Origin of the sequence: Paenibacillus agaridevorans (assembly GCF_003112455.1) — a bacterium.
GTDB classification, from domain to species: Bacteria; Bacillota; Bacilli; order Paenibacillales; family Paenibacillaceae; genus Pristimantibacillus; species Pristimantibacillus agaridevorans.
Window position 1 is genome coordinate 180,362 of record NZ_BDQX01000163.1, and the last position, 23,793, is coordinate 204,154.

Below are 23,793 nucleotides of genomic sequence, written 5' to 3' on the forward strand. Positions count from 1 at the left end.
CCCCGCGTTGGATTTATTGCCGCCATTATTAGACGTACAACCAACAAGCATTGCTACTGCCAATACCATGACGAACACAAGAGAATAAGATTTTTTGACCATTGAACTGCCTCCCTTTTTTTAGTTTGTTCACTAAATCATTTGTTACTTTCAAGCCACTCATCAGAACGACTGTTGCAGATATCTCACCTCCCGGCAGAATGTATCGTCTTGAAATAAATCGAGGACGGATCAACTGGGTCACTGCCCCAAGAGTGTCTTTCTACTTCGAATTGAAGCCTCTCACCGGCAAACAGCACCGAATAATTTTGTTCGCTGAATAAAATTTTTTCGATCCCTCCATCCATGTATGCGGCTACGATATATAAGGCAGGTATTGGACCCGTGTTAACAACCTCATATACTTCAATTGCGTCGTGCCCGCTATTCCTTACATGACTCCAGCTTAAATCTGCCGATGGAGCTCTTAGCCAGTCAGAGAAATAATGACTTTTTTTGGTGGAGAACAAATAGGTATTCGATTCCAAATTATAAGGATTATTACTTTTATAGCTTTCTCCTATGAAGGATCCTGATAATCGGACGATGACAATTCCCTCGGACATTGTGGAAACATCCCAATCAAGTGTATCTAATTTAGTCGAGGTATTACTGTGGATAGAATGACAGCCCTGTTGGATGTGAAACCTATCTCCTTGTGGACTTATGCATTCTATTGTCCAGTTCAGCTCGCCTTGCTCAAAACTATTATGGAAATACAACTCTGGGTAGAAAGGTGTATTTGAATCGATGATCAACTGATCATATTTCAAGGATAGATGCTGGTTTGCAAATGCTTTTCGCACCCAATAATACGCCATTTTAGGTTGGTGATAATAGTCAATCACGCTTGTGCAAGATACGTTTGGAAAGGGCTCATTGAATTGCCATACGATACTTCCGCTATTCCGGTACTTTCGGCGTCGATTTGCCTCCAATGCATAACGGAGTCCTTCGGCTTGCGTCCATTGACTCGCTACGACAAATTCCTGCAGGTCATTGATACCGCCGAACATCTCATCCTCACGATCCTTGGTGCACCACCATTCGCCGTGATGTCTCCAAACATCGTTTTCTTGCATCGTTTGCACTTTTTGTTCAGCTTTACTGAGGAAACGCAGTATGGAAGCGTACGAAGCAAGTCCATCGACGCCAAATTCGCTGTGAAGCAGACTATCGGAACCGTTGTAAAGCCTGTATTGCTCCACAGGACCGGCATATTTCCAAGGACCATGCACATCGTAGTTTTTGCCGGGATGATCAAGCGATAAGAATTCATTCGGCCCAGAAGCCGAGGTAGGCAAGAAGTATCTGTGAGGATCTAGCTGTTGCACCATGCTTTGAAGCAAAGCAATGTTCTTGTCCTTAACCGTAGAAGGTATGCCGTGCTCGTCTCGCAGTTCATTCCCGCCGCTCCAACAGGCCAATGAGATATGATTGCGCTTTCTTGTTATTGCCGAATAAGCCGCGCGCTCCAGCATTTTCATAAATCCAGGTTTCTGAGAAGGAATGTTGTCTATACCGGAGCTGGACTGAATAAATTCTTGCCAGATTAGAATGCCGTGCTCATCGCACAACTCATAAAAAATATCCTTTTCGATTAAGCCACCGCCCCATACACGAACGAGATTGACGTTTGCTTTCTTAAGCTTTAGAACGATATCCTCATATCTATCGTTCGTCACTGCGCCATACATCATATCTAGCGGGGTTAGATTCATTCCTTTAATGTACATGCGTGACGAGTTAATGAATACGGAATAAGGAAAGGCATCTGCTGGAGCCTCCTCATTCGGTATCCATTCCAAGCAATGAAATCCCGTTCTGCCCATCCATTCGTCGATCAGCTCGCCATCCTGATAAAGAGTGACTTTAACCTGATACAACGGCTGCTCCCCCAAGCCGTTAGGATACCATAAAGATATATTCGGAACGGCCATATCGATCTCAAAGCTGCCGGATTGCTGTACAAAGGCCTCCCACTTGCCTAATCTTTCACCATTATGTACAACTTCGGCAATCGCAACCCATTCATCGGACGGATGAACGGAGGCGGAAGCCGGACCCTTTAATGCTCCGTACCAGCGAATGTTGCCCGTTTGTTCCTCGAATGAGGTTGTTAATCGAACCTCTCCCCAATAAGCGGATTTGATCACTTTCACATAAACATCATCCCATAGTCCGATCGGAACCAATCTGGTGGAGAAATCCCATTTGTAATTAAATCGGCTTTTCTGCGTGTGCGTTTCTGACGTGTATCCGATTTGTCCCATCTCATCAGGTGCGTGCTCGAACAAAACAGTCAGTTCGTTATCCTTCTGGCAAAGGTCAGAGCCAATGGTTAACTCAACCGGTTCAAACATGCCTTCATGCGTAGCGAGAAAATGACCATTGAAATAAAAATGCGCTTTATAATCGATTCCTTTGAAAATGAGAAGAATACTTTCGTCCGGTGCAACAGAAATCGAAAAATGAGTCCGATACATCCACCACCGATTTTCAACCCATTCGCATTTCAAACTGTTCATATCCTTATAGGGATCTTCAATCCAGCCGGCTTTCCATAAATCATTTTGTACACAGCCAGGCACCTTAGCAGGAAGCCAATCCGTCATTCCCATCAGCTCCTGTTGCGTCTCCAAGCTGTTGCCGAGTAATGGTACATAAGGATAGAAGCCCTTCAACTTCCATTCAACAAGTTTCAGAAACCTCAAATGTAGGAACCTCCTGTTAGTCATATCCGTTTGATCACTTCTTGCAATTCCATTTGCTAATCAAACTATAATCTGAAAAACAGTAGTTTGTCAATAAATATTTCAATAAATTTAATAAACTTCTTGAATATTATCTCGTTTTTCATTCAACATTTTGACCGTTTTTCTTTCAACTATTTTCACAACAAGCTGTTGTTTTTCAGAAACGCCATTATCATATTCGATTCTACGGAGCAGCATCTGACTGGCTCTCTCTCCCATGAGACTTTTGTGCGGCTCAATAGAAGTTAGAGGCGTTACACTCATCTCGCATTTACTTACATTGTCGAACCCCATAATAGACATTCCGTCCGGGCATGTGATACCAAGCTGATCCATTGCCTGCAATACAACAAAGGCAATCGGGTCATTCGCGCAGAAAAGCGCATCCGGGCGTTCTTCGGCCTCTAGACAATTTTTAATCTCTTCGTATGCAACAGGAATATTGTTGAAATCCACATCACCAGAAAAAACGGACAGCTTTATCCCTTCTCCCGCTTCGCTCCTGTATTGCTCGACAGCAGCGGCAAAGCCTCTGTACCGCTCTCTAAAGGTCCACGAGTAATCGAGATTTCCAATAAATCCGAGATTACGATGGCCATGCTTTATCATATGACGAGCCGCTTCGAAGCCGCCCCCATAATTATCTGCATATACAAGATCTACATTTAGATCATGATAGTCCGAATCAATCAATACAAGAGGCAACCCTGCTGCAATAACGGATAATATGATCGGCCTGGGTATCCGTCCGAGTATAATGACGCCATCGACTTTATGTTCTGTTATGCTTAACGGCAACGATGCGCCTTTCTCGGCCTGAGTATCAATTCCCGAAAACATGACACTGTAGCCATTACGGCTCATTTCTACTTCTATGCTCTTTAATATGACTCCCCAATAATCAAAATCACCTACGTCCTCGCGAGGAAGCAATACAGCCACATTGCCTGTCTTATCTGTCGCTTCTTGAGGGACGCCTTTTTTGAAACGATAGCCCATTCGAATGGCTGCAGCTCTGACCTTATCTTTCGTATCTTCGCTGATTCCATGTGATCCGCTTAACGCTTTGGAAACCAATGACTTCGAAATGCCTAATTCCGCGGCGATATCTTCCATCGTTACTTTTTTTAATTTCACTTTGTATCAACTTCTCTCTATTTATTATCAACTTCTTTAATAATAATAGAAACTTTATTCATCTTCAATAAAAAGTTGAATTTTTAAAAACTCCAGAAAGGGAATAGTACAAATCCTCTATTCATAAAGTACTCTTAAAGATCATGTTTTAAAAGGGAGAGGCTGCCGTTGTTAGATCAGTCATTTGTTGCTCGTTCATTAGAAGAAATTCGGTTTTGGTCCCGAATTATGAAAGAGCATTCTCTTTTTCTTAAACTAGGGTTTCGTTGTGATGATACCCAATTAATTAATGAAGCCAATCATTTTTATGCCATTTTTGAAGCAATCGAAAATAAATCCAATGCATTTAACATTGGAACAGATCCCTCTGTCATTAAAAGATTCAACGAAGAAGTACACATAGCTGTTTCTTATATTTGGGCCTTTAAACGAAAAGTGCTCGGTTTAATACTAAGGTGCCAACTTCCTGGTGCAAACAACTTCCCCTTGTTGGTTGATCATGTTAGCAGAGAAGCAAATTATTTTAGAAATCGGTTATCGGAATTAAATGCCGGCAGGTTGGAGCCTCTTCCTGATGCTATTATTGACGAGAACGTATTCTTTTTAAGAATTATGGCCGATCACGCTAAATTTATAAGCCACTTGCTTGATCCTTCCGAGCGCCAACTAGTGGAACAAGCAAATAATTTTAGCCAGGAATTTGACACATTGCTGTATCAAGCAAGAGACTTGGAATCGATGCGTCCAGAATCGCAAACGCTTCCTCTGCTTGACCAATTTTTAGATCAAAACAAGGTGTCGGTTAAATCGCTTCGCGACTTCAAAAAAACAGCCAGAGACATGATCGAAGCCTGCCGTATAAAAAGTATCATTCATCCGTTATTGGCGGACCATGTATTTCGAGAAGCCGAACACTTCCTTGTTATTATCGATATGTTTGAAAATAGTTTAACAGGTAATTCTGCTTAATATTTGAATCGTTAAAAACAGTTATGCAGTTTCGGTTCCTCAAACAAAACGCGTATTAAAGGATAGCCTTAAGCCATCCATTAATACGCGTTTTTTCGATATGAACTGATAATTAATTGATTTGAAAATCGGCCACGCCCTTCGACAGATTGAATTGCCGAATCCGGGCAAGCGGGCGGGCAACAAATGGAAAGCTTCGGAATTCCCCGTCCAACATTGCTAGGGCAAGTGATTTATGTCGAGTCATTTCCTCCAAAGCAGCACATCGCATCTCTTCAACTATAGCAGGAAAATCGGCGCTTCGTTCATTCAACTCGTTCGGATCGTTCCGCAAGTTGAACAACTGCACTCTTCCCCCATTCGCCATGTAGATGAGCTTCCAATCCATATGACGCACCATGATCTTGAAGGTGGCGCTACCGGGCTTGCCGTACCATCCAAACAGGTGGATTCTGGGCTGAGCCTTCTCCAGCTCACAACCCAAAACGTCATAGCCGTCTCTCGTTTCCATGCTTCCGGCGGCATAAGTGGCGATCGCGAATATATCGGTCAGGCAAACAAGTTCGTCACGCCGTTCTCCCTTCGGAAGTCTGGCCGGCCAACTGATTAAATAAGGTACCCGGGTCGATGCTTCGAAGAAACTTTCCTTCTGCCACGCATGATGGTCGCCCATATGGTCGCCATGGTCGCTAAAGAACACTATGAGCGTTTCGTCCCCATCGGGCCTGCTGTCGACCGCATCGAGAATACGTCCAATACATTGATCGATATACGTTATTTCTCCGTAATAACGCGCTTTTAAGGCGCGAGCCCGCGGATCATCGATATCCTCCGCCCAAATCAGATGATTCATCCATGGCAGCTGTTCATCCATAAAGTCTACTTCGAGCTCGCCTCTTACCGGATTCGGCATTGCGTCCGGATTGTACATCCGATTAAACGGCACCGGGGGAGCTAGTGGCGGATGAGGTCCGATAAAGGAAACGAATCCGAAATAAGGGCGGCTATCTTCGGACTGGATCTGCTTGACCGCCTCATCAGCCGCCCATGCTTCAACCGTTATTTCCGCCGGAACCGGACTCGTTTGAGGCATGTAATACATCTCCGTTCGTTCCCCGTGCAGTTGCTCGATATGTGCGTAGGCCGGATGCTGATTCATGATGAATCTCGCATAGTCGTCTCCTTCAGCCTGCTCTTCTGTATCAAACAGTTCCTCGCTCCGAATCTGTACTTCATATCCGAGATCTTCGTTCCAGGGATCCGTATGAAATTTGCCTATTCCGAAAGTCCGGTAGCCTAAGGCGCTCATCGTACGGGGCAAATATGCCCCGCACCGCTCTTCGTGATTACTCGGCTGCTCCTCCGTCAGACACAGACCTCCGTTATCGTAATAACCCGTTTGGTACGGCTCGCGCCCTGTCCGAATCGTATAACGGGCGGGCATGCATACGGGACATGTAGAATAGGCGTTGTCGTAGGTCAATCCGCGCCGCATGAGCCGATCCAGATTAGGCGTGCGGACGATGCCGTTGCCATAAGCGCCGATGGCGTCCGCTCTCAGCTGATCGCACATAATAAGAAGTACGTTAGGCTGCTTCATAGCGATATCACTCCATTCTCTGCTACTCCTGCTTCATGCCGTAATTGTTCGCTTCCGACCAATTATTTGTTTTCTTTGCATTCTCCATGCCTTTGTTCCACTCCGCGTTCAGTTCTTCGGTCAACTTGACGGTATCCACCGATCCGCCCAAATAAAGCTGCATCGACTTGATCAAGAAATCCGAAAATTCTTTGATCGTGGCCGGACCCGTATAGTTAGCACGGCGAATATCTTCGTTCTGAATGACAAAACCTTTCAGCTTCTCAGGGAGTTCGGCATTCGTAATCGTCGGCAAGTAGCTGAGAGTCTCGCCCAAGTAGCCTTGAATTTCAGGCGAAGTCAGATACTGAATAAGATCCACGGAAGCGTCAAGCTTTTCGCCTGTAGCAGATGTGGAAATCGCCCATGATTCGTTCGCCGCGCCGCCTAACATGACGGACTTCTCCATTGCATCCGGAAATTGCGCTTTCGTAATATACGGAATCGGGAAGCCTCCATATTCGAAGTCCCTTCCTTCCATGTCTTCAACAAGCGTCAAGTTGGCCGAGTTGAAGATTAGCATGGCTGTTTTTCCTGTCAGCCACAATTGCTCGGCTGTCTTTTCGTCGATACCGTTAAAGTCGGAGTTCCAATACTGCGAAAAATCTTTAAACAGCTCCAGCCCGTCGCTGAAAGGAGGTTTTGAGTAGTTAATCAAACCAAGATCGGTTGCTCGCGCCAACTCGTTTTTCGTAATCATATTGTCGCCGTCGGTATCCATCTGCTTGCGAAGCGGTTCGTCCAATTGTCCAAAGATGGAGGTGAGAAACCAGCTAATATGGCTGTTGGATTGACCCGACATGGCAATCGGCGTAATCCCGGCATCTTTTAATTTTTTTGACACTTCCATAAATTCCGGCCATGTCTCAGGCGCCTTCTCGATTCCCGCCTGGTCGAACAACTCTTGATTGTACAGCACCCGGATCATCGCGGTGAACGCGGGAGCGGAGTTAATGATGCCGTTAGCCGGATTGATGCTATCCTTGTAGAACGACTCGATAAACGTGTCTTTCCAAGGCTTGCCCGGGTTGTATGGCGACTCCTTCTCCAGATGAGGACCCAGGTCGATTACCTGTTCCTTGGTGTAATCTTCCCAAACCCACGCCATTCGCGTTGTCACCACTTCAGGCATGCTTCCCGCAGCTTGTTGAGTAACCATCCAGGTCCTATAATTGCTATCGGGAACGAACACGAGCTCGACTTCATGACCTGTTAGCGCCTTGTAATCGTTGAATATTTTTTTGTACGTCGCTTCAACCTTTTGAGCGGTTGCGAATTCCGCCCCCCAATAAGCAACTTTCAGCTTTGTGCCGGATGGCGCCAGACTGCTGTTGGAACCGCCCTCATTTTTGCTGCTGCCGCATGCCGCCAGCATCGATATCACCATAATTAAGCTGATCATAACAAAGCCGATTTTGTAATTTTTGCGCATAATGCTGTAACCCTCCCAGTTTTTTTAAGTTTGCGATACTTACTCTATATAAACCTCCACGAATGTCGTCTCTTTCGAGGAGGATCATACGATCAACCTTTGACTGCGCCTTGCGTCAGTCCCGATACAAACGGTTTCGTGGCGGCAAAAAACAAGATTAACAGAGGCAAAGAAGCAATAATATAACCTGCCAGCTTCACGCCGTCTCCTTCGTTTATTCCGCTTTGGATCGTCGTAATGGCGATAATGACCGGCATGACTTTATCACCCGTCGTTACTACAAGGGACCATACGAAGTTGTTCCAGATTTGCAGCCCGGACATAATCGCCACGGTTGCGAGAATCGGCTTTGACAGCGGCAGCACGATTAGGGTGAAGATGCGCGCATCTTTGGCGCCTTCCATTTCGGCCGCTTCGTACAGGCTTTTTGACAATCCTTCGAAATAGGTGCGAAGCAAGAGCACTCCCATCGCCGTATAGCTCGCGGCCGGCGGCAGCGCTTGTCCGATAATGGTGTTATACATGCCCATATTTTTAATATTGATGAATTGCGGAACAAGAATGACGAAGCCCGGAATCATCAACAGCATGATAATAATACTGTAAAATAGATTTTTAAACGGAAAATCATGTCTCGCGAACGCATACGCGGCCGTTGATGAGGCAAGCAGCGTCACGATAACGCCAATGGCGGTCACCTCGATGGAATGTACAATCGGCATGGCGATTTGCTCGAAAGCAATCCAGTAGTTATCAAAGTGGAACACTTTTGAGAAAAACCAGGGATTTTCGTAAATTTGCATCTGATGTTTGACCGAAGAAATCAACATGACGAAAAACGGATACATGGATATGGCAAAAAGTACAATGGCTGCAATGTTGATTCCAAGGCTTCGTTTCTTCATGCGGCACCTCTATTCGATTTTTTCGGAATTTTTCACGAACTTTTGAATGACTACAGTCAGTATGATCAGAATGGCGAACATGGCTACGCCAATGCTGGACGCATAGCCGAAACGGCTATAATTAAACGCCTGATCATAAATATGAAGCGCCGGTGTTATCGTCGTAATGCCCGGTCCGCCGTTTGTCAGCACGTAAGGCGCTTCGAACACCTGGAATGCTTGAATAAGCGTCAACATCAGCACAAGCTTGATCTGACTAGCCATCAGAGGCAGCTCAATCGACCAAAATCTGCGAAACGGACCAACACCTTCGATCTGCGACACTTCGAACAAATCCTCCGAAATGCCCTGAAGGCCGGACAGATACAGAAGGAACGGCAAGCCCGCGACCCACGGGAAACCAACAAAGATGATCGCCCACAAAGCCGTGGACGGATCGCCCAGCCAAGAATGCTTCAAGCTGCCTAGTCCAATGAGATCAAGAAACTGATTAATGAGACCGAAGTCGCCCGCGTACAGCCACCGCCATAACAAGACCAGCACCATCATTGGAACGACAAGAGGCACGATAAATCCTACTTTTAAGAAGTTCTGCAGCCGTATATTCCGGATTCTGAACACCAGTACGGCAGCAAGCATCGGCAAGGTCAGATTAACGATCAAAGTAAAGAGCGAAATTTTAAACACATTGGCGAAAGCAACCGCAACCTTTTTGTCCTGCAGCAGCTCCTCATAATTGCCAAGCCCGATAAACGTATTGATGTTCACGCCGTTCCAATCGAAGAGCGACTCCACGAAGGCGGTGAAAAAAGGCAAATATTTAATGGAACCCAGCAGCAGGAGAGAAGGAACAAGAAACAGGTAGGCTGTTCTGTACTTCCATATCCGGTTCCATAGTCCCCCGCTGCGGGGCTTGATGTTGTAAGCACGCTCATTCATGCGAAAAACCCCTTTCTTTTCGGAAGCTCTATTGGCTCCATTATAGAAAGGGGCGATCGGTTCAACAATGAGACAGAATTACGCGAACATGTGTAATTTTTTATGATTTTGCCGGGATGCGTATCGTAACCTCCGTTAATTCTTCAGGTTTGCTCTCCAGTGAGATGCCATAAGCATCTCCGTAATAAAATCGGATACGGTCATGTACATTTTTAATGCCAACTTTTCCTTCCGCAGGTTCGTTTGGCTCATGCACTGCCGGATCAGCCAGCCCTTTGCGGAGAAGGGCTAGCTGCTCGCTTGTCATACCGGTGCCGTTGTCCCTAATGGAGAATACGAGCTCGTCATTCTCTTTGCGGGCGGAAATATGGAGTTCTCCTTTCCCGCGTATCGTCTCAATGCCGTGAAAAACGGCGTTTTCGACGATCGGCTGCAGCACCAATTTAATCATTCGGTATCGATTCAACTCTTCGGGAATGTCCAAATAGACGGTTAGCTTGTCTTCGAACCTGATGGATACGATTTCGAGATAATTGCGTATATGCCGGATCTCCTCGGCTACAATGACCGTCATCCCGCCCGCTTTCGTGCTATAGCGGAACATGTCCGACAACGCGCTGGCGATGTCGCTCACCTTGGAAACGCCTTCGACAGCCGCTATGCTGTTAATCGTTTCAAGCGTGTTGTACAGAAAATGCGGGTTAATCTGTGCCTGAAGCGCATTTAGTTTCGCTTCTTTCTCGTGCAGCTCAGCCTGGTATACCTGTTCGATCAAATATTTGATGCGTGCGATCATCTCGTTGAAATAACGGCCTAATTCTCCGATCTCGTCGCGTGGCAGCTTGTCCGCTTGCATCCCGCCCAGATAACCTTGGCTTACTTTGAGCATGCCGTTTTTTAGCCGTTTGATCGGCGTCACCAACCCGACGGACAGTACATGCGCCGATAGAAGCGCCAGAGCGAAGCTGCCTGCCACGAAAAGGATTGTCAGGTTGCGCATTTCCTTACTGTCGGACAATAGCTCATCCAAATCGTTTTTCGAATAAATATCCCAATCCACAGTTGAGAGAGACGTTGAAGTGACCAAATAACGGCGATCATCTTCACGGACTACTGTATATTTCCGATAATCGGCGTTTACTCTCATCTCGGGCGAAATCGATTGACCGATTTGAGTAGAATCGGGATCGTATACGATACGTCCCTGTCGGTCAGCGATGATCATCTTTCCGGAGGAATCGCGCATAAGCGGATCAAGAAACTTCTGGACTTCCTTTAAACTGAAATGGAGCAAGATGTATCCCAGAACAGTCTGAGTCTGTTCCAAATCCGAGACTTTGCGGATATAAGTCAAACTGTAACTGTCCGCCCCAATCGCTTCAGATGGAAGCAGGTCGGAAGGCAGCCAAGGCTGCGATTGGTAAGGGCCGATCAAGTAGCTGCTGCGAATGCCGTTTTTAAGCGGCGAGAACCATGCTTCTTTCTCGAATTGGTACTCACTTTTTACTGTCATTTTATTTTCGTAAAATACGAGCCCATCCGCGTCAAGCAGCGTCACGGATCGAATGATTCCACGGAAGTTGTAAAATTCCTCTTGCCGTTGAAACAGTTCGTTCATCGCCAATTCGTTGCGGATTTTCCCGAAGCTTTTTGCTTGCAAGCCATCCTTCCACAAGGCTTGGAAGTTATCTTGATATGCAGTAAACGAAAACAGCTCGATCTGCTGCAGAAACTGATCCATGTCATTGGTGAATGTACGGATAAGCTCCGCGTTGTACTCGGCTGTACGGTTTTCCACCCTATCCACATACCACTTATAAGACATCCAGCCGAGCAGCGCAAGAGGAATGAGGCTGACGGAAATGAAGCTTAGCAGGATTTTCGTCTGAATGCTTTTGCGGAAAAACAGTATACTTCTCATAGCTCGCCCGATTGATTCAAATTCATGCGGCTTTGGCGGAATTCGGTCGGCATCAGCCCGCAGTGCTTCTTAAACAATTTACTAAAGTAGCGGCTGTCCGTATAACCGACCATCTCGCCGATCTGCATCACTTTAATGTCAGATTCGGCAAGCAGTCCCTTTGCTTTCTCCATCCTAACGCGGGTTAGAAACTGGGCGAAATTTTCGCCGATAACTTCCTTGAACATCGTACTGAAATAGTTTGAAGTAATATGATATCGCGTTGATACGGAATGCAAGCTGATATTATCCGAATAATGCTCGCGAATATAGTTCGCCGCCATCATAATGCTTCGATCAATGTCCCGTTTGCCCGACTGATCCATAAAATCGCCTAGCACTTGCAAAAATTGAAGAAGCCAAGCCTCCATCCGCCGCAAGTCTTCGTATGAATCAATGTCAAGACAAAACCGAAACCCTTTGTCAACGATTGTTTCGTTGAATGAGGGTCCAGATAATATTGTTCGAACCGTATCGGATACAATGGACAGAAAAAAACTTCGTGCATGCTTCAACGTAGCCCCTTCCGTCTGCCGAAAGAAATCGGAAATATCGCTGACGATCGCGACATATCCCTTTCTATCGTTGCGCGCCACAAGCTCGCTCAGCCGCTTCTGCAGATGTAAAGGATATTTATAGCTTGCCCCCTCTTCCTCTGCTAGTGAATAGGGAATAAAGGACGAGCTGCGATTGATGGCATAATTCTCCGACATGGCCAACGCTTCCTGGTAAGAGTCGCTAAGGCCCGCAGGTTCGTTTCTGTCCACGGGATCACCCGATACGGCCCATACCCCGACGATATTTTCCTTCCCTAGTGCCATTAGCACATTTTTTACGAACGAATGCAGCCGTACTCGATCTTCTGCAAGTACGACTGCGGACAAGCGGCTTCCCCGTCTATCCCACAAAATAAATCGCCTTCGCCCGGTTGGAAGCGACATAGCCGCTTGCTCCAGTAGTATGGACATCGTTTCTGCTTCGTATGGGGACTCATCGCCAACAAAGATGACGCATGCTAAACATTTCCCCTCCATGTGGCTTAACTGCAGCGCGTCGAGGAAAGCAACCGGCGTCTCCTGCATGCCGGTGCCTCGGCACAAGTCGGCGGCATGCTTCTCCAGCAGCTTGGGCAGATGGCCCGCCATTCTTTGCTCGACCGATTCCGCGTTTAGCTTTTCGATCGCCCTCTCCAGCATCTCATTGAGCTCCTGCTTGCGAATAGGTTTAAGAATATAACTAACGGCTTCGAGCTCGATTGCTGCTTTGACATATTCAAAGTCGCTGTATCCGCTTACAATTAGAACCTTCAGGTTCGGATACATAGCAAGCATTTTTGTTGCCAGTTCAATTCCGTCCATTTCGGGCATTCTGACATCGGTTATCAAAATGTCCGGTCTGCTTTCTTCCGCAAGCTGGAGCGCCTCCAATCCGTCGGCGGCTTCCAGTTCGGCAATGAGGCCGAGCCGCTCCCAATCGATAAAAGCTTTTATCCCTTTGCGGATCCAGGATTCGTTATCAACGACCATGACTTTGAACATGCGATCCCCACTTTCCGTCTAGTGTGCGCGGCTTTAAGTTCATATTTTGCGACAAGTCTTGCTGTAATGTCAAGTTTAAACCCTTTAATCCGACCAATCGTTTACCTTTCTTGGCAGTTTCTTTCATAATTCTTTCATTGCCACCTGTTACACTATAAACAAACTCGAAGTGGAAGGATGAAAGATATGTTGCGAGGATTTGATTGGAAGAGACTGTTGCTCGCGGTGGGTGTTGCAGGCTCCGTATGGTTCATTGGGGGGGATTCCACTAAAGTCGATGCGGCGCTTTCGGATTTTAGCTTCGACTATAATTCGGATTATGCCGAGATTTATGATTATAATGGAACGGATACGGAGATTATTATTCCGGAAACATATCGTGAACTTCCCGTGACGGTTATCGGTAATGAAGCGTTTAGGTGGAAGAATATAACTAAGGTTACTTTTCATGAGCGACTTAAAACGATCGGAGAGTATGCATTTTTTGAAAATCAAATATCGGAAATCGAAGTACCCGCTAGCGTGACCTCCATCGGACTACTTGCATTTTATAAAAATGCGCTGACGAAAGTTACCTTGCACGAGGGTTTGCAGACCATAGGTGCCGGAGCATTCGTTAATAATAATATATCGGAAATTGAAATACCCGCTAGTGTAAGCAGCATGGGAATGAATACGTTTAAGAAAAGCGGACTGACAAAATTGAAGTTGAATGAAGGTCAGCTGGAGGAAGTCGGCTATGCTTCATTTGAAAACAACGCGCTAACCGAAGTTGAGATTCCGGCAACTGTGAAATTGATCGATTATGCAGCATTTAAAAGCAATAAACTTAAAAAAGTGGTATTAAATGAAGGTTTGGAGACGATTTGGTATTCTGCATTTGATAATAATGCGCTAACCACCATCGTGATCCCGTCTACTGTAAAACTTATTAGAGGCGATGCCTTTTATAAAAATGATCTTGCCTATGCCGTAATTCCACCAACTGTGACCACGATCGAGAGCAATGCATTCGGTTCCAATCGATCCGATTTTACCATCATTGGATCCGCCGGTTCGCCAGCTCACGTTTATGCAAACGAGTTTGACATTCCTTTTATAGATGCATCAACAATCAGTTTGCCCACTATTGCGTTTTCCCCGGAAAACCAAGACTGGGGGCAGTCGGCCACAACGACTGTGTCAGGTGATGCTTACGGCATCTTCAATCTCAAATATATCTGGACGAACACAGACGTTGAGCCCGCTCCGGAAGCAGAATGGCGCTCATTCGAAAGTGGCGACGAGATTGTACAATCCTCCGAAGGAGAATGGTTTTTGCATGTTCAGGGATCGCTGTTGGATCGAACAGCCACCTGGCATTCCGGGCGATTCCGGGTCGACCATACACCGCCGACGCTGAACGTAGAGATGACGACTGGTTCTGCAGAAGCCCCTTATACCCAAGATACATGGAGCGCGGAACCTGTAACCTTGCATGCAACCGCATCCGACTCGTTTGGCGAAATCCGTGAAATCGTGGTGGAGACGGAATATGACTCGCGGAGTTCAGTGGCGACCTATCCAGGCAACACTTACTCCGCAACATTTGCTGCCAATGGCACCTACCAACTGAAAATTACGGCAATCGATCAGGCAGGCAATGCATCGGCAACACAACAACGCATCGTAAAAACCAACATCAGTCCGCCACCGACCTCAACCCCATATGAGGAATCCGGCAATGCGAGGCTAAAGGAACTGAGCGTATCAGCCGGAGAACTAGCTCCTGTATTCTCTGGAGACGTCACAGCATATACTTTGCATATCGGTTCCGATGAGCCAAACATCACAGTGACCATGTTGCCGGATCATGCGCTGGCATCGACATCGCTGGGTGGACAAGCTCTCGGATCAGGCAGAGTAAAGGCTGATATCTCGCTGGAACAGGAGGCCGACCCGATCGAGATCGTGGTCACCGCGGAAAATGGGACCAAGCGAACGTACAAGATTTTGCTGGAAAGAGACGTGGCCGAACTTCCTTCGTCAGAAGCTGCGTGCTCCAAACCATCCGCTTTCACCGATATCGCCGGTCACTGGGGAGAACCGTCTATTATCGAAGCGAGCTGTCGAGGAATTGTTAAAGGCTACTCGGATAGCAGCTTCGGGCCGGATCGACGCGTAACCCGTGCGGAATTTACCGTAATGCTGGCAGGACTCTTACAATGGGAAGGCGACGAGACCGCCCTTATGTTCGGCGATATGGCAGGCAAAAAACATTGGGCGAAGCAGGCCATTGCGCAAGCAGCAGCTTTAGGCATCGTATCCGGATATCCGGATGGCAGCTTCCGGCCGGAAGCGACAATTATCAGGGCAGAGATGGCCGTCATGATCGCCAAGGCGCTCGAATTGTCAACGGATGCCAACCTCCACACAGCTTTCGCCGATCATGCGGAGATCCCTGCTTGGGCAAAGGGCGCCGTAGCTTCGATTAACCAACTGGAAATCGTCATCGGTCGCAGGGGTAATCGCTTCGTGCCGGACGGAGCAGCCACCCGCGCAGAAGCAGCTGTCATGCTGCTTCGTATAGCGGAGATTAAAAAATGATGATCGTAAAAAATTTCCTTTTTCTTGCTGAGCAGCTTATCTTGTAGCCTAGCTGTTTTTCAAAATAGCTTCGGCAATCCCCGGAGCAAAACGATTAAGCCAAGTTAGCAGTTTGACCTTGCCGATAGCAATTTCCAACCGGTCGCGGCGGTATGATCGCCAAAACTCCGCGGCCAGCTGCTCGGCGGTTATTTTCCCCCTCCCCCTGCCGCTCGTCATGGCTGTGTCAACTATCGGCGGAATAATTTCAAACACTTTTACAGGAGTCGACTCCAGTTGATACCGGAGCGCTTTCGTAAATATATGCAGCCCGGCTTTCGTCGCGCAATAAACCGGGGCGGACTTCTTGGGCGCGATACCCAATCCTGAAGAAATATTGACGATAGCAGCCTCCTGATGACGGGAAAGCAGCGGCAGCAGTTGGGCGATAAGTCTTATCGGCGCGATCAAATTAATCTCCGTTTCCTCCTTGATTTTCCCTTCAGTATCCAGTGCCCTCCAATCGTTGAAAGCGTAGTTGTGTTGAATTCCCGCATTGTTGATCAGCACGCTTAGATCGGGATGCTCTTCGCTCAGCCACTTCACAAGCCTGTTCATATCCCCTTCCTGACTGATGTCGCACCTAATGACATGAACTTCCGGATAACGCGATTTTACCTCGGACAACTTGCTTTCGCTGCGGCCTGCGACGATCACCTTGTTTCCATGCTTTACGAATTGCTCGGTCAAAGCCAATCCGATTCCCGAAGCGCCGCCGGTAATGAATACGGTATGTCCTGATGGATTCATAATAACATCCCCCTTCTTACGTAAAGTGTAGAACTTAAAGAGGGGGTTTTCCTTAACCTAGGTTTATTTTCGCCATTTTTTAAAAAGAAATGGAGGCATTCAAAAATACCTCCACCTTTAGGAGCTTGGCCGTAAATAATCTTCGTTCAAGCCGGATTGACACGGCTATGAAATACTTCTTACCCTGACTCGGTTTCTCTGTACTTCCCGGCCGTAATTCCTTGATACTTTTTAAATATCCGATTAAATGTAGTGAACTCGATATATCCGACCTTTAAAGCAATATCTGCAATGGAAAGAGATTCACCCAGCAGCAATCCCTTCGCTTGGTTGATGCGGTACAAGTTTATATATTCAAGCAACGACTCCCCGGTCTCTTCTCGGAAACGTTTGGACAGATAGGAGGGTGTCATCTCAAACCATTGCCCGATAGCCGAAATGTTCAAATCCGGGTTGTGGTAATTTTGATGCACGTAGTCCTTGACCTTCTTGCCAAAGTAGTTCGAATTCAGCTCTCGTTGAGCCTGGATGTGATTCGTTACCTCTTGCAAAATGACCATCAAATGTTCCTGCATTTCCTGAATGGTCTTGCAATTCATCAACCTCTCCAGCGGCTTGTTCAACTCGTTGATCCCTTGAAAATGATTCAATTCATCAATCGTCTTCAAGATTGTGCTGATAATGTCGAACATGAGACATCTGGACAACATAACAGTGACCGAATCGGCAGCTAAGTGCTGATTAAGGATGTTGTCGATTACTGTTCGAGCTTGATGGAAATCACCGGATTTAACAAAATTGATTAGCTGCTGCTCCACGTGCAAAGGATAATAATATCCTCGATGGCTAACTTCCTCGCTCGGAATATCCGTATAGCTGATCATCTCTCCGCTGCCCATCACCAGCTTGTACTCCATCGCTTCCAGCGCTTCTTGATACGCTTGCGGAAGTTTCCAAACATCTTCATGAATATCGCTTAAAGACACGGTTAACTTTACTTCCAGGCTATCATATATAAACTTCTTGGCTAATTGAGCAACTCTAGTGAGTTCCTTCGCCGTGAGGGAATTTCCATTGATGATGCAGACAAGAAAATCATCTGCCTCGAACATGTACGCTTGATTGCTTTCGCTAGCCAGCTCTACCATTACGTTGGTAATAAAAAAATGGAGCAGCTTCTCATGGTCATAACTTTTCTCAGGTTCGTCAGTAGCCATCTTCCCCCAATTCTCCGTTTGAACAACGACAACAGCGAACTTTGCTTCTACAAATTGGATTTCGTAAGCAGCCAGCCTCTCATGCAAAGGGAGAGTTGCTCCCAGCTTCCCCTTGACTAGAGAAGCAAGAAATTGGTTACGCAGGGCGTTCCCCTGCTGCTTCAGTTGCACCATCGTTTTTTCCGTCGATTCCAGGCTCTGGTACAGCGTCTTAGCGATGAACTGATATTCATTAATCGATCCGTCCATCTTTGTGCCGGATTTAGTTGCAAGATTGCGAATGAGTGCTTGAATTGGATTGTAATTCCGACGCAACACGAACGCAGTGACCAGCGCACCCGCAACCAGACAGAGCAAGATGTAAATCCCGATAAGACGCTTCACGCTCCAGACGCTTTCCATATAAACGCTCGAGGGCGTCACCGAAATGTATTTCCATCCCGTCACATTGGAGGTCGTATATCGAACTGTCAGTCTCTGCCCTTCTATCTCAACATCCTGCATCCCATCTGTTAATGTTAATGGGTTCATATGAGGCACTCTGTTGGCCGCAGCTTTGCTCGTTGATGCAATAACCTTGCCGTTCATATCTTGAATGACAAAATAGCTGTCTTTGTGTAATTGGATTCGCTCTGCATGCGGCAACAGCTTGTCACTCTTCACTGTAAACATGATGTAAGCACCATCACTGCCTAAGCCTTTCATATAAGGGGTTCTAATATGCATGATCTGGGCTTTATCACTTGGATCGGACGTCTCCTTCACCAGAAAAAATCCCTTTATGAATCTGCTGTCCAGTATTTGGCTCCATGATTGATGGAGAGAGACAGGCTGGTACATCTTCTCGAACTGCTCTACCAATATTCGACTGTCGTTGGTAATTACCGTTCCACTTTTATCATAATAGAGGATGATCTGATCAATATATTCGTTGGTAAGCTTAAAATTGTTCAAAATGAGGGTAAGCTGGCGCGCGTCATAATGATAATCATCGGAGCCCTGATCCTTGATTTCTTTACTGGCAAAGGAAATAATTTCGTTGTTCAGCGATAATTCCAGTCCAAGTCGCTCCAAATCTCTCATTCGACTGTCTGTCAATTCCCTCATTTGCGAAATCAGCTTCTCATTCGACAAATCAATTTCCTGCTCTACAATATGCAATGTTTGCCAATAAAAAACGATTCCCAAAAGAACCGGAACAAGGAAAATGAATAGATACGAAATCAGCCACTTCGTCCAGATGGAATTCGTTCTCGTGAGTTTCTTAAGCAATACGGTTGGCCTCCTCTATCGTCTCCCGGCAGACACACTGGATATGGCAGCAGTAAGAGAAATTGTCCATGAATCAGCTTTACATTATCTCTTTAAATAGCGGTCATACGCGCTTTGGTAGATGGCAATAACCTTCTCCACTCCGATCGCGTTCAGTTGCTTTTGATACTTCTCGAAGTCGTCCAGCGATTCTTTGCCCATAATAAATTTTACGAACATTTCTTCCTTATAGCTGTTCAAATCGGTTACAATTTTGGCCACTTGATCGCTTTCCTCAGGTGTCGGTGTAATGAACTTCGGAAGCATGTGCTTTTCTGCTTCCGTATCCGACCAGATTTGGGCGGCATCATTCTGCTGCTTGTAAGTGTTTGTATTTCGGTTCTTATCTATAGGGTACGGACCGTTTTGCTTGGAATATTGAGACAACATCTGTTGAAGATTAAACTTCTCATTATTCACTATCAAGTCCGTAAACTTCGGTACGCCATTCTCCAGCTTATAGCTTTCGCCCTCAATTCCGTAATTGAAGAGCATCCTTCCTTCCTCGCTATAGGCATAATCAAGCCAACGAGCTGCTGTTTCTACATTTTTTGAAGAAGCGGAGATAGCTGCCGATCCTCCCGGGTAGTATTTGAAATCTCGCTGCCCGATGAATGCCTTCTCTCCTTTATTCAGTACAGGATAAGGAGCTCCCACCAAATTATATTTAGGATCCTTGGTTTTCATCGTATCGAGCCAGCGTCCGATGCCTCCTCCCAATGCCCCAACTGTAGCTCCGGAGATGCCGGACGTTATTTTATTATCAAGGATTTTTCCATCGGCATCCGGTATAGCGAAATCTTTATCGATAAGCCCTTCCTGATACCATTTGCGAAGCAGCGTCAGCACTTCTTTAAACTGCGGATCATAGGGACCGTAATGGACCTTTCCTTGATCGTCAAGATGGAAACCATTGGAGGTTTGAAAAGCCCCGATAAAAGCATCTTCCAGATCCCACCTGCCGCCGGCGTATCTCGCGGTAAATGGCGAAGCTGCATTTTTCTTTTCTTTGAAAGCTTTGAGTGTCGTATACCATTCGTCGATCGTCGCAGGGACAGGCAAACCTAATTCATCCAGCCAGTCCTTGCGTATTACGGGGCCCATGTATACCAACTGTGAAGGCGATTCCCGCAGCATAGGAAATACATAGTATTGCCCGCTGTCCGTCTTCAACTGCCTTGCCAGTTCCGGGTCAGCTTCAATGGTTTTTTTCAAATTTGGCGCATATTGATCGATGATGTCATTCAACGGAAGAATTACGTTATCATTAATGGCCTTCTCCGGTCCTCCCGGATAAGCCGTCCAGGTGTATTCGACGACATCCGTCAACTCGCTCGATGCAACCATCAGGTTGAACTTCTCCGTTATTTGCCCAGTCGAAGGATGCGTATAGGATACCTTGATGCCAGTCTGTTTCTCAAGTGTTATTCCGAAGCTGGTCTCTGCCATGTTCTGAATGTTAACCGATGACAGATTGTTGTTCAGCGGTTGCCACGAAGTGATAGTGGAGCCTGCTTGGAGCGGGTAGCTTGCTGCTGCCGGAGCTTGATTCTTCTCGGGAGTCGAAGGCTCCTCCGTCTCGGGAGCGGACACGCATCCCGCTGCGAGCATGGCCATCCCAATTATTATACTGGTTACTTTGTATACCTTTTTCTTATTGACCATATTTGCTTTGCTTCCCCCTTTCTATCTATTTATATTTTGGGTGATGCGCTTTCATTATTCAATAGTTTTGGCTATTACGTATACTGATAAAACGCAAACTCGACTTATAAAAACGAAAAAATAACGATAAAACGACCATTATCCCAACATAGAGATAATGGTCGCAGCTAGTTTATCAGTGTAAACCTCGAGGGTTGTAGTGCGAAATGAGATGCGCGCGTTCAAATTCGGTTAACTCAGGCACAAGCTGCCTTGGCCGTAAGACGCCATCGCTGACGGCCGGATCGGATAACCGCGTCCCCAACTTAAACGCCAGCCGATTTCTCCACTCCTCTAAAGGCGCTAACGGATCCCTAGATCGATCGTGCAACTCCTGTGGATCGTCCTCGATGTAAAAGAGCAATTCCTCACTTTCTTCTTCGAACCAGATATACTTCCAAATGCCGTCTGTCACCATGAAGGAACGTTTGCCAATAGGACCAAACTCGCCGAGCACCGTCTCTCGCACACGATCAGTCTTGGGCTGGCGAACTGCTCCCAATAAACTCGTTCCATCCAGATCGTCAGGTACAGGCAGTCCTGCAATGGCAAGACATGTCGGCAGAATATCTTGTAGTCCTACCGGCGAATGATTCACCTGTCCCGGAACCCATCCCGATTCCAGGATGGACCCCGTATCTCTTTTGGCGGGCGGTGTTACAATAAGTGGGATTTGGCAAGCTCCACGTGTGAAGTTGGCTTTGAACCATAAGCCATGATCCCCCATGTTGTCACCATGATCGGATGTGAAGAGAAACCAAGTATTCTCGAGAATTCCCTCTTCCCGAAGGGTACCGATAATTCTGTTGATCGCACGGTCTACTTGTGTGATAGAAGCATAGAATCCTCGATAGGCGCTGTCAATTTGTTTGGGTGTCTTCAACTTTCCTTGATAAGTGGCGTCCATTCTTTGGTGATAAAGCGAATGTCTGTCGACCCAGTCTCCACAAACAGGCTGCGGCATATCGTCCTTTTCATACATGTATAGATCGCGCATCAATGGAGTAAGGGGAGGGTGCGGCGCCGTAAAAGAAGCCCACAGAAATAACGCACGGGTCCAGTCCCGCCGCTTGATCGTTCTGCAGCTGTTGTCTGCAATCCATTCCGTCGGATGTAAGCTGTCCGGCAGGTGCCAAGGTGACATGGCATATTCATTGTTGGCAATGCCGTGGCCAAAGGCCTGTCCCGGGTAACCCTGATCGGCAACCCATTGCTCGTAATCGTCATACCCTCGCTGTTTCCCGGATCCTGCACCCAGCATGCGGCCTTCCTCGCATAACAACATGCTGTCGAATCCATAGTGACATCGCTCGGGGTATACATGCATTTTGCCTACCACTCTCGTTTCATAACCGGCATCGCTTAGCAGCTTAGGTAATGTTATGCTTGTTGGAAGCGCAAAACCCTCCTTGTATGTCGTTAATCCAAGCCGATGGCCCTCCAGTCCTGTCATAATCGTTGCCCTTGCCGGGATGCACACCGGAGTCAACGAGTAGGCTTGATCGAATCGTACGCCGCTTCGTGCCAAATAATCGATATGTGGAGTCTGGATCAGTGTGTTCCCCGCGCACCCCATCAAATCTCCTCGCATCTGATCTGTCGTAATCAGCACAATGTGCGGTTTATTAACCATAGAGATTACTCACCTCGGCTATCAAAACCTGTCTTTTACCTTCCGGCGTGCCGTTGAAGCAAATGTATTTGTTGTCCTCACTCCAAACGGGATGAGGATCGCAGCGTAAACTGGCGTGTATTTCCGTACCTCCAAGCGTCCATATATCAATTAATCGGCTGTCTGTTCCAGCTATTGTATCGACCAATCGTATAGGCACTTCAAAACGTTCATTCACAAACTCTTTTTCCGTTGTATATGCGTCAGTCAAAATGTACCGTCCGTCATTTGAGAAGCTTGGATGACCGCCGCCTGTAGCAAACGGAGCTGTCAGTCTAAAAGATTGTCCGTCTTCCGCAAATAGACAGAAGCGCAACCTATTTAGTCGAATGTTCATCAGAATCTCTTTTCCGTTGGTATGCCAATCCGGATGATGAGATCCATCAAGCCAGAACTCGTATGGTAACGACAGCTTGGCGTCGGACCCATCCATGTTCATCGTGACAATAAAGCGCAGCTCTCTTCTTTCATCATCAAACAGGCAGCGAACGACCTGCATGAGCCGCGTCTGCTGCGGATTGATCTTTACATGGAAAAAGGTAAATCGTGCCCCCTCTACATCCCTCTTATCCGGGAGAAGATCAAGCGCTTGCTTGTAACTGAACACGAGCTCTCTGCAATTGGTTCCAACATCGGTTCTCCACAGTCCATCTTCTTCGGATGCGCCGATCGGGGGCGGACAACTGTATTCGGGTGCCAATGTTGCGCCATAGCCCATCTGGGCATAATTGATAACCGATAGATTTGGACTGTAGATGTAACGGCCATCCTTCGACGCTTGGTATACGGATCCTGCTAGTCGCACCTTCTCACCCGTATGCGGGTTGAGTTTGTATGCAAAGACGCGGTTCGCCTCTTTATCGTTGAAGAAAAGCTCATCGTCGCTCCCTCCCCAGCACAGATGCGCACCGACTTGGATCCCCCATCCGGTTGTTGTGCTAAGCTCAACGATCGACTGATTATGCAAATCAATCATACAGACGGTTGCTTCGTCATCTGGTCCCGGCAATCGATCCTGGAATGGCAGTTTAAGTACGGCTAAATATCGACCGGAAGGGCTCCATGGTTTCACATCGAAGAAATTATGAATGTAGTATCCGTCATCCGGAGTGACAATTTGAACGGGATGCATCCCCTTATTGTAAGCGCGAAACCTGTAGTGCTTAACTTGTCCAATGGTCAAGGGATTAACCTCCATTT

15 protein-coding genes are annotated in these 23,793 nt (G+C 46.8%); 2 read left to right on the top strand and 13 right to left on the bottom strand.

Going from position 1 to position 23,793, the window contains the following annotated elements:
* Positions 1-185: 185 nt before the first annotated feature.
* Complete coding sequence (locus PAT3040_RS14825; RefSeq protein WP_219930288.1) at positions 186-2,753, bottom strand: glycoside hydrolase family 2 protein; 2,568 nt, start codon at positions 2,751-2,753, stop codon at positions 186-188.
* A gap of 111 nt (positions 2,754-2,864) precedes the next feature.
* Positions 2,865-3,932 (bottom strand): LacI family DNA-binding transcriptional regulator, encoded by a 1,068-nt coding sequence (locus PAT3040_RS14830; RefSeq protein ID WP_108993347.1) that lies wholly within the window; start codon positions 3,930-3,932, stop codon positions 2,865-2,867.
* A 168-nt stretch (positions 3,933-4,100) separates the two neighbouring features.
* On the opposite strand from PAT3040_RS14830, the gene PAT3040_RS14835 reads away from it, so the two are divergent.
* Complete coding sequence (locus PAT3040_RS14835) at positions 4,101-4,901, top strand: DUF2935 domain-containing protein (protein ID WP_373863945.1); 801 nt, start codon at positions 4,101-4,103, stop codon at positions 4,899-4,901.
* 112 nt (positions 4,902-5,013) lie between these two features.
* Here PAT3040_RS14835 and PAT3040_RS14840 read toward each other — a convergent pair whose 3' ends face one another.
* From PAT3040_RS14840 to PAT3040_RS14865, 6 genes are all read right to left on the bottom strand, one after another.
* Positions 5,014-6,501, bottom strand: a complete 1,488-nt coding sequence (locus tag PAT3040_RS14840; protein WP_108993349.1) for a sulfatase family protein — start codon at positions 6,499-6,501, stop codon at positions 5,014-5,016.
* A gap of 22 nt (positions 6,502-6,523) precedes the next feature.
* On the bottom strand, positions 6,524-7,972 hold the full coding sequence (locus PAT3040_RS14845) for an ABC transporter substrate-binding protein (protein WP_108993350.1): 1,449 nt from the start codon (positions 7,970-7,972) through the stop codon (positions 6,524-6,526).
* A 92-nt stretch (positions 7,973-8,064) separates the two neighbouring features.
* Positions 8,065-8,877: a carbohydrate ABC transporter permease gene (locus PAT3040_RS14850; RefSeq protein WP_108993351.1), complete on the bottom strand. Its 813-nt coding sequence runs from the start codon at positions 8,875-8,877 to the stop codon at positions 8,065-8,067.
* A gap of 9 nt (positions 8,878-8,886) precedes the next feature.
* On the bottom strand, positions 8,887-9,816 hold the full coding sequence (locus tag PAT3040_RS14855; RefSeq protein WP_108993352.1) for a carbohydrate ABC transporter permease: 930 nt from the start codon (positions 9,814-9,816) through the stop codon (positions 8,887-8,889).
* Between the two features lie 100 nt (positions 9,817-9,916).
* Positions 9,917-11,737, bottom strand: coding sequence for a sensor histidine kinase (locus tag PAT3040_RS14860; RefSeq protein WP_108993353.1), 1,821 nt, complete (start codon positions 11,735-11,737; stop codon positions 9,917-9,919).
* Positions 11,734-13,314 (bottom strand): response regulator, encoded by a 1,581-nt coding sequence (locus tag PAT3040_RS14865; RefSeq protein ID WP_108993354.1) that lies wholly within the window; start codon positions 13,312-13,314, stop codon positions 11,734-11,736. Before PAT3040_RS14865 ends, PAT3040_RS14860 begins: the two co-directional genes overlap by 4 nt.
* 186 nt (positions 13,315-13,500) lie before the next feature.
* Here PAT3040_RS14865 and PAT3040_RS14870 point away from each other — a divergent pair, with 186 nt between their 5' ends.
* Positions 13,501-15,900 (top strand): leucine-rich repeat protein, encoded by a 2,400-nt coding sequence (locus tag PAT3040_RS14870; protein WP_181376625.1) that lies wholly within the window; start codon positions 13,501-13,503, stop codon positions 15,898-15,900.
* A 48-nt stretch (positions 15,901-15,948) separates the two neighbouring features.
* Here the strand turns inward: PAT3040_RS14870 and PAT3040_RS14875 are convergent, their stop codons facing one another.
* The 5 genes from PAT3040_RS14875 to PAT3040_RS14895 all read right to left on the bottom strand — a co-directional run bounded on the left by PAT3040_RS14875 (position 15,949) and on the right by PAT3040_RS14895 (position 23,776).
* A complete protein-coding gene (locus PAT3040_RS14875; protein WP_108993356.1) occupies positions 15,949-16,689 on the bottom strand; it encodes an SDR family oxidoreductase in 741 nt (246 codons plus the stop codon).
* Positions 16,690-16,868: 179 nt separating this feature from the next.
* Complete coding sequence (locus PAT3040_RS14880) at positions 16,869-19,178, bottom strand: helix-turn-helix domain-containing protein (RefSeq protein ID WP_108993357.1); 2,310 nt, start codon at positions 19,176-19,178, stop codon at positions 16,869-16,871.
* A gap of 84 nt (positions 19,179-19,262) precedes the next feature.
* A complete protein-coding gene (locus PAT3040_RS14885) occupies positions 19,263-20,882 on the bottom strand; it encodes an extracellular solute-binding protein (RefSeq protein WP_108993358.1) in 1,620 nt (539 codons plus the stop codon).
* 175 nt (positions 20,883-21,057) lie between these two features.
* A complete protein-coding gene (locus PAT3040_RS14890) occupies positions 21,058-22,554 on the bottom strand; it encodes a sulfatase-like hydrolase/transferase (protein ID WP_108993359.1) in 1,497 nt (498 codons plus the stop codon).
* Positions 22,547-23,776 (bottom strand): TolB-like translocation protein, encoded by a 1,230-nt coding sequence (locus PAT3040_RS14895; protein ID WP_108993360.1) that lies wholly within the window; start codon positions 23,774-23,776, stop codon positions 22,547-22,549. Before PAT3040_RS14895 ends, PAT3040_RS14890 begins: the two co-directional genes overlap by 8 nt.
* Between the last annotated feature and the right edge of the window lie 17 nt (positions 23,777-23,793).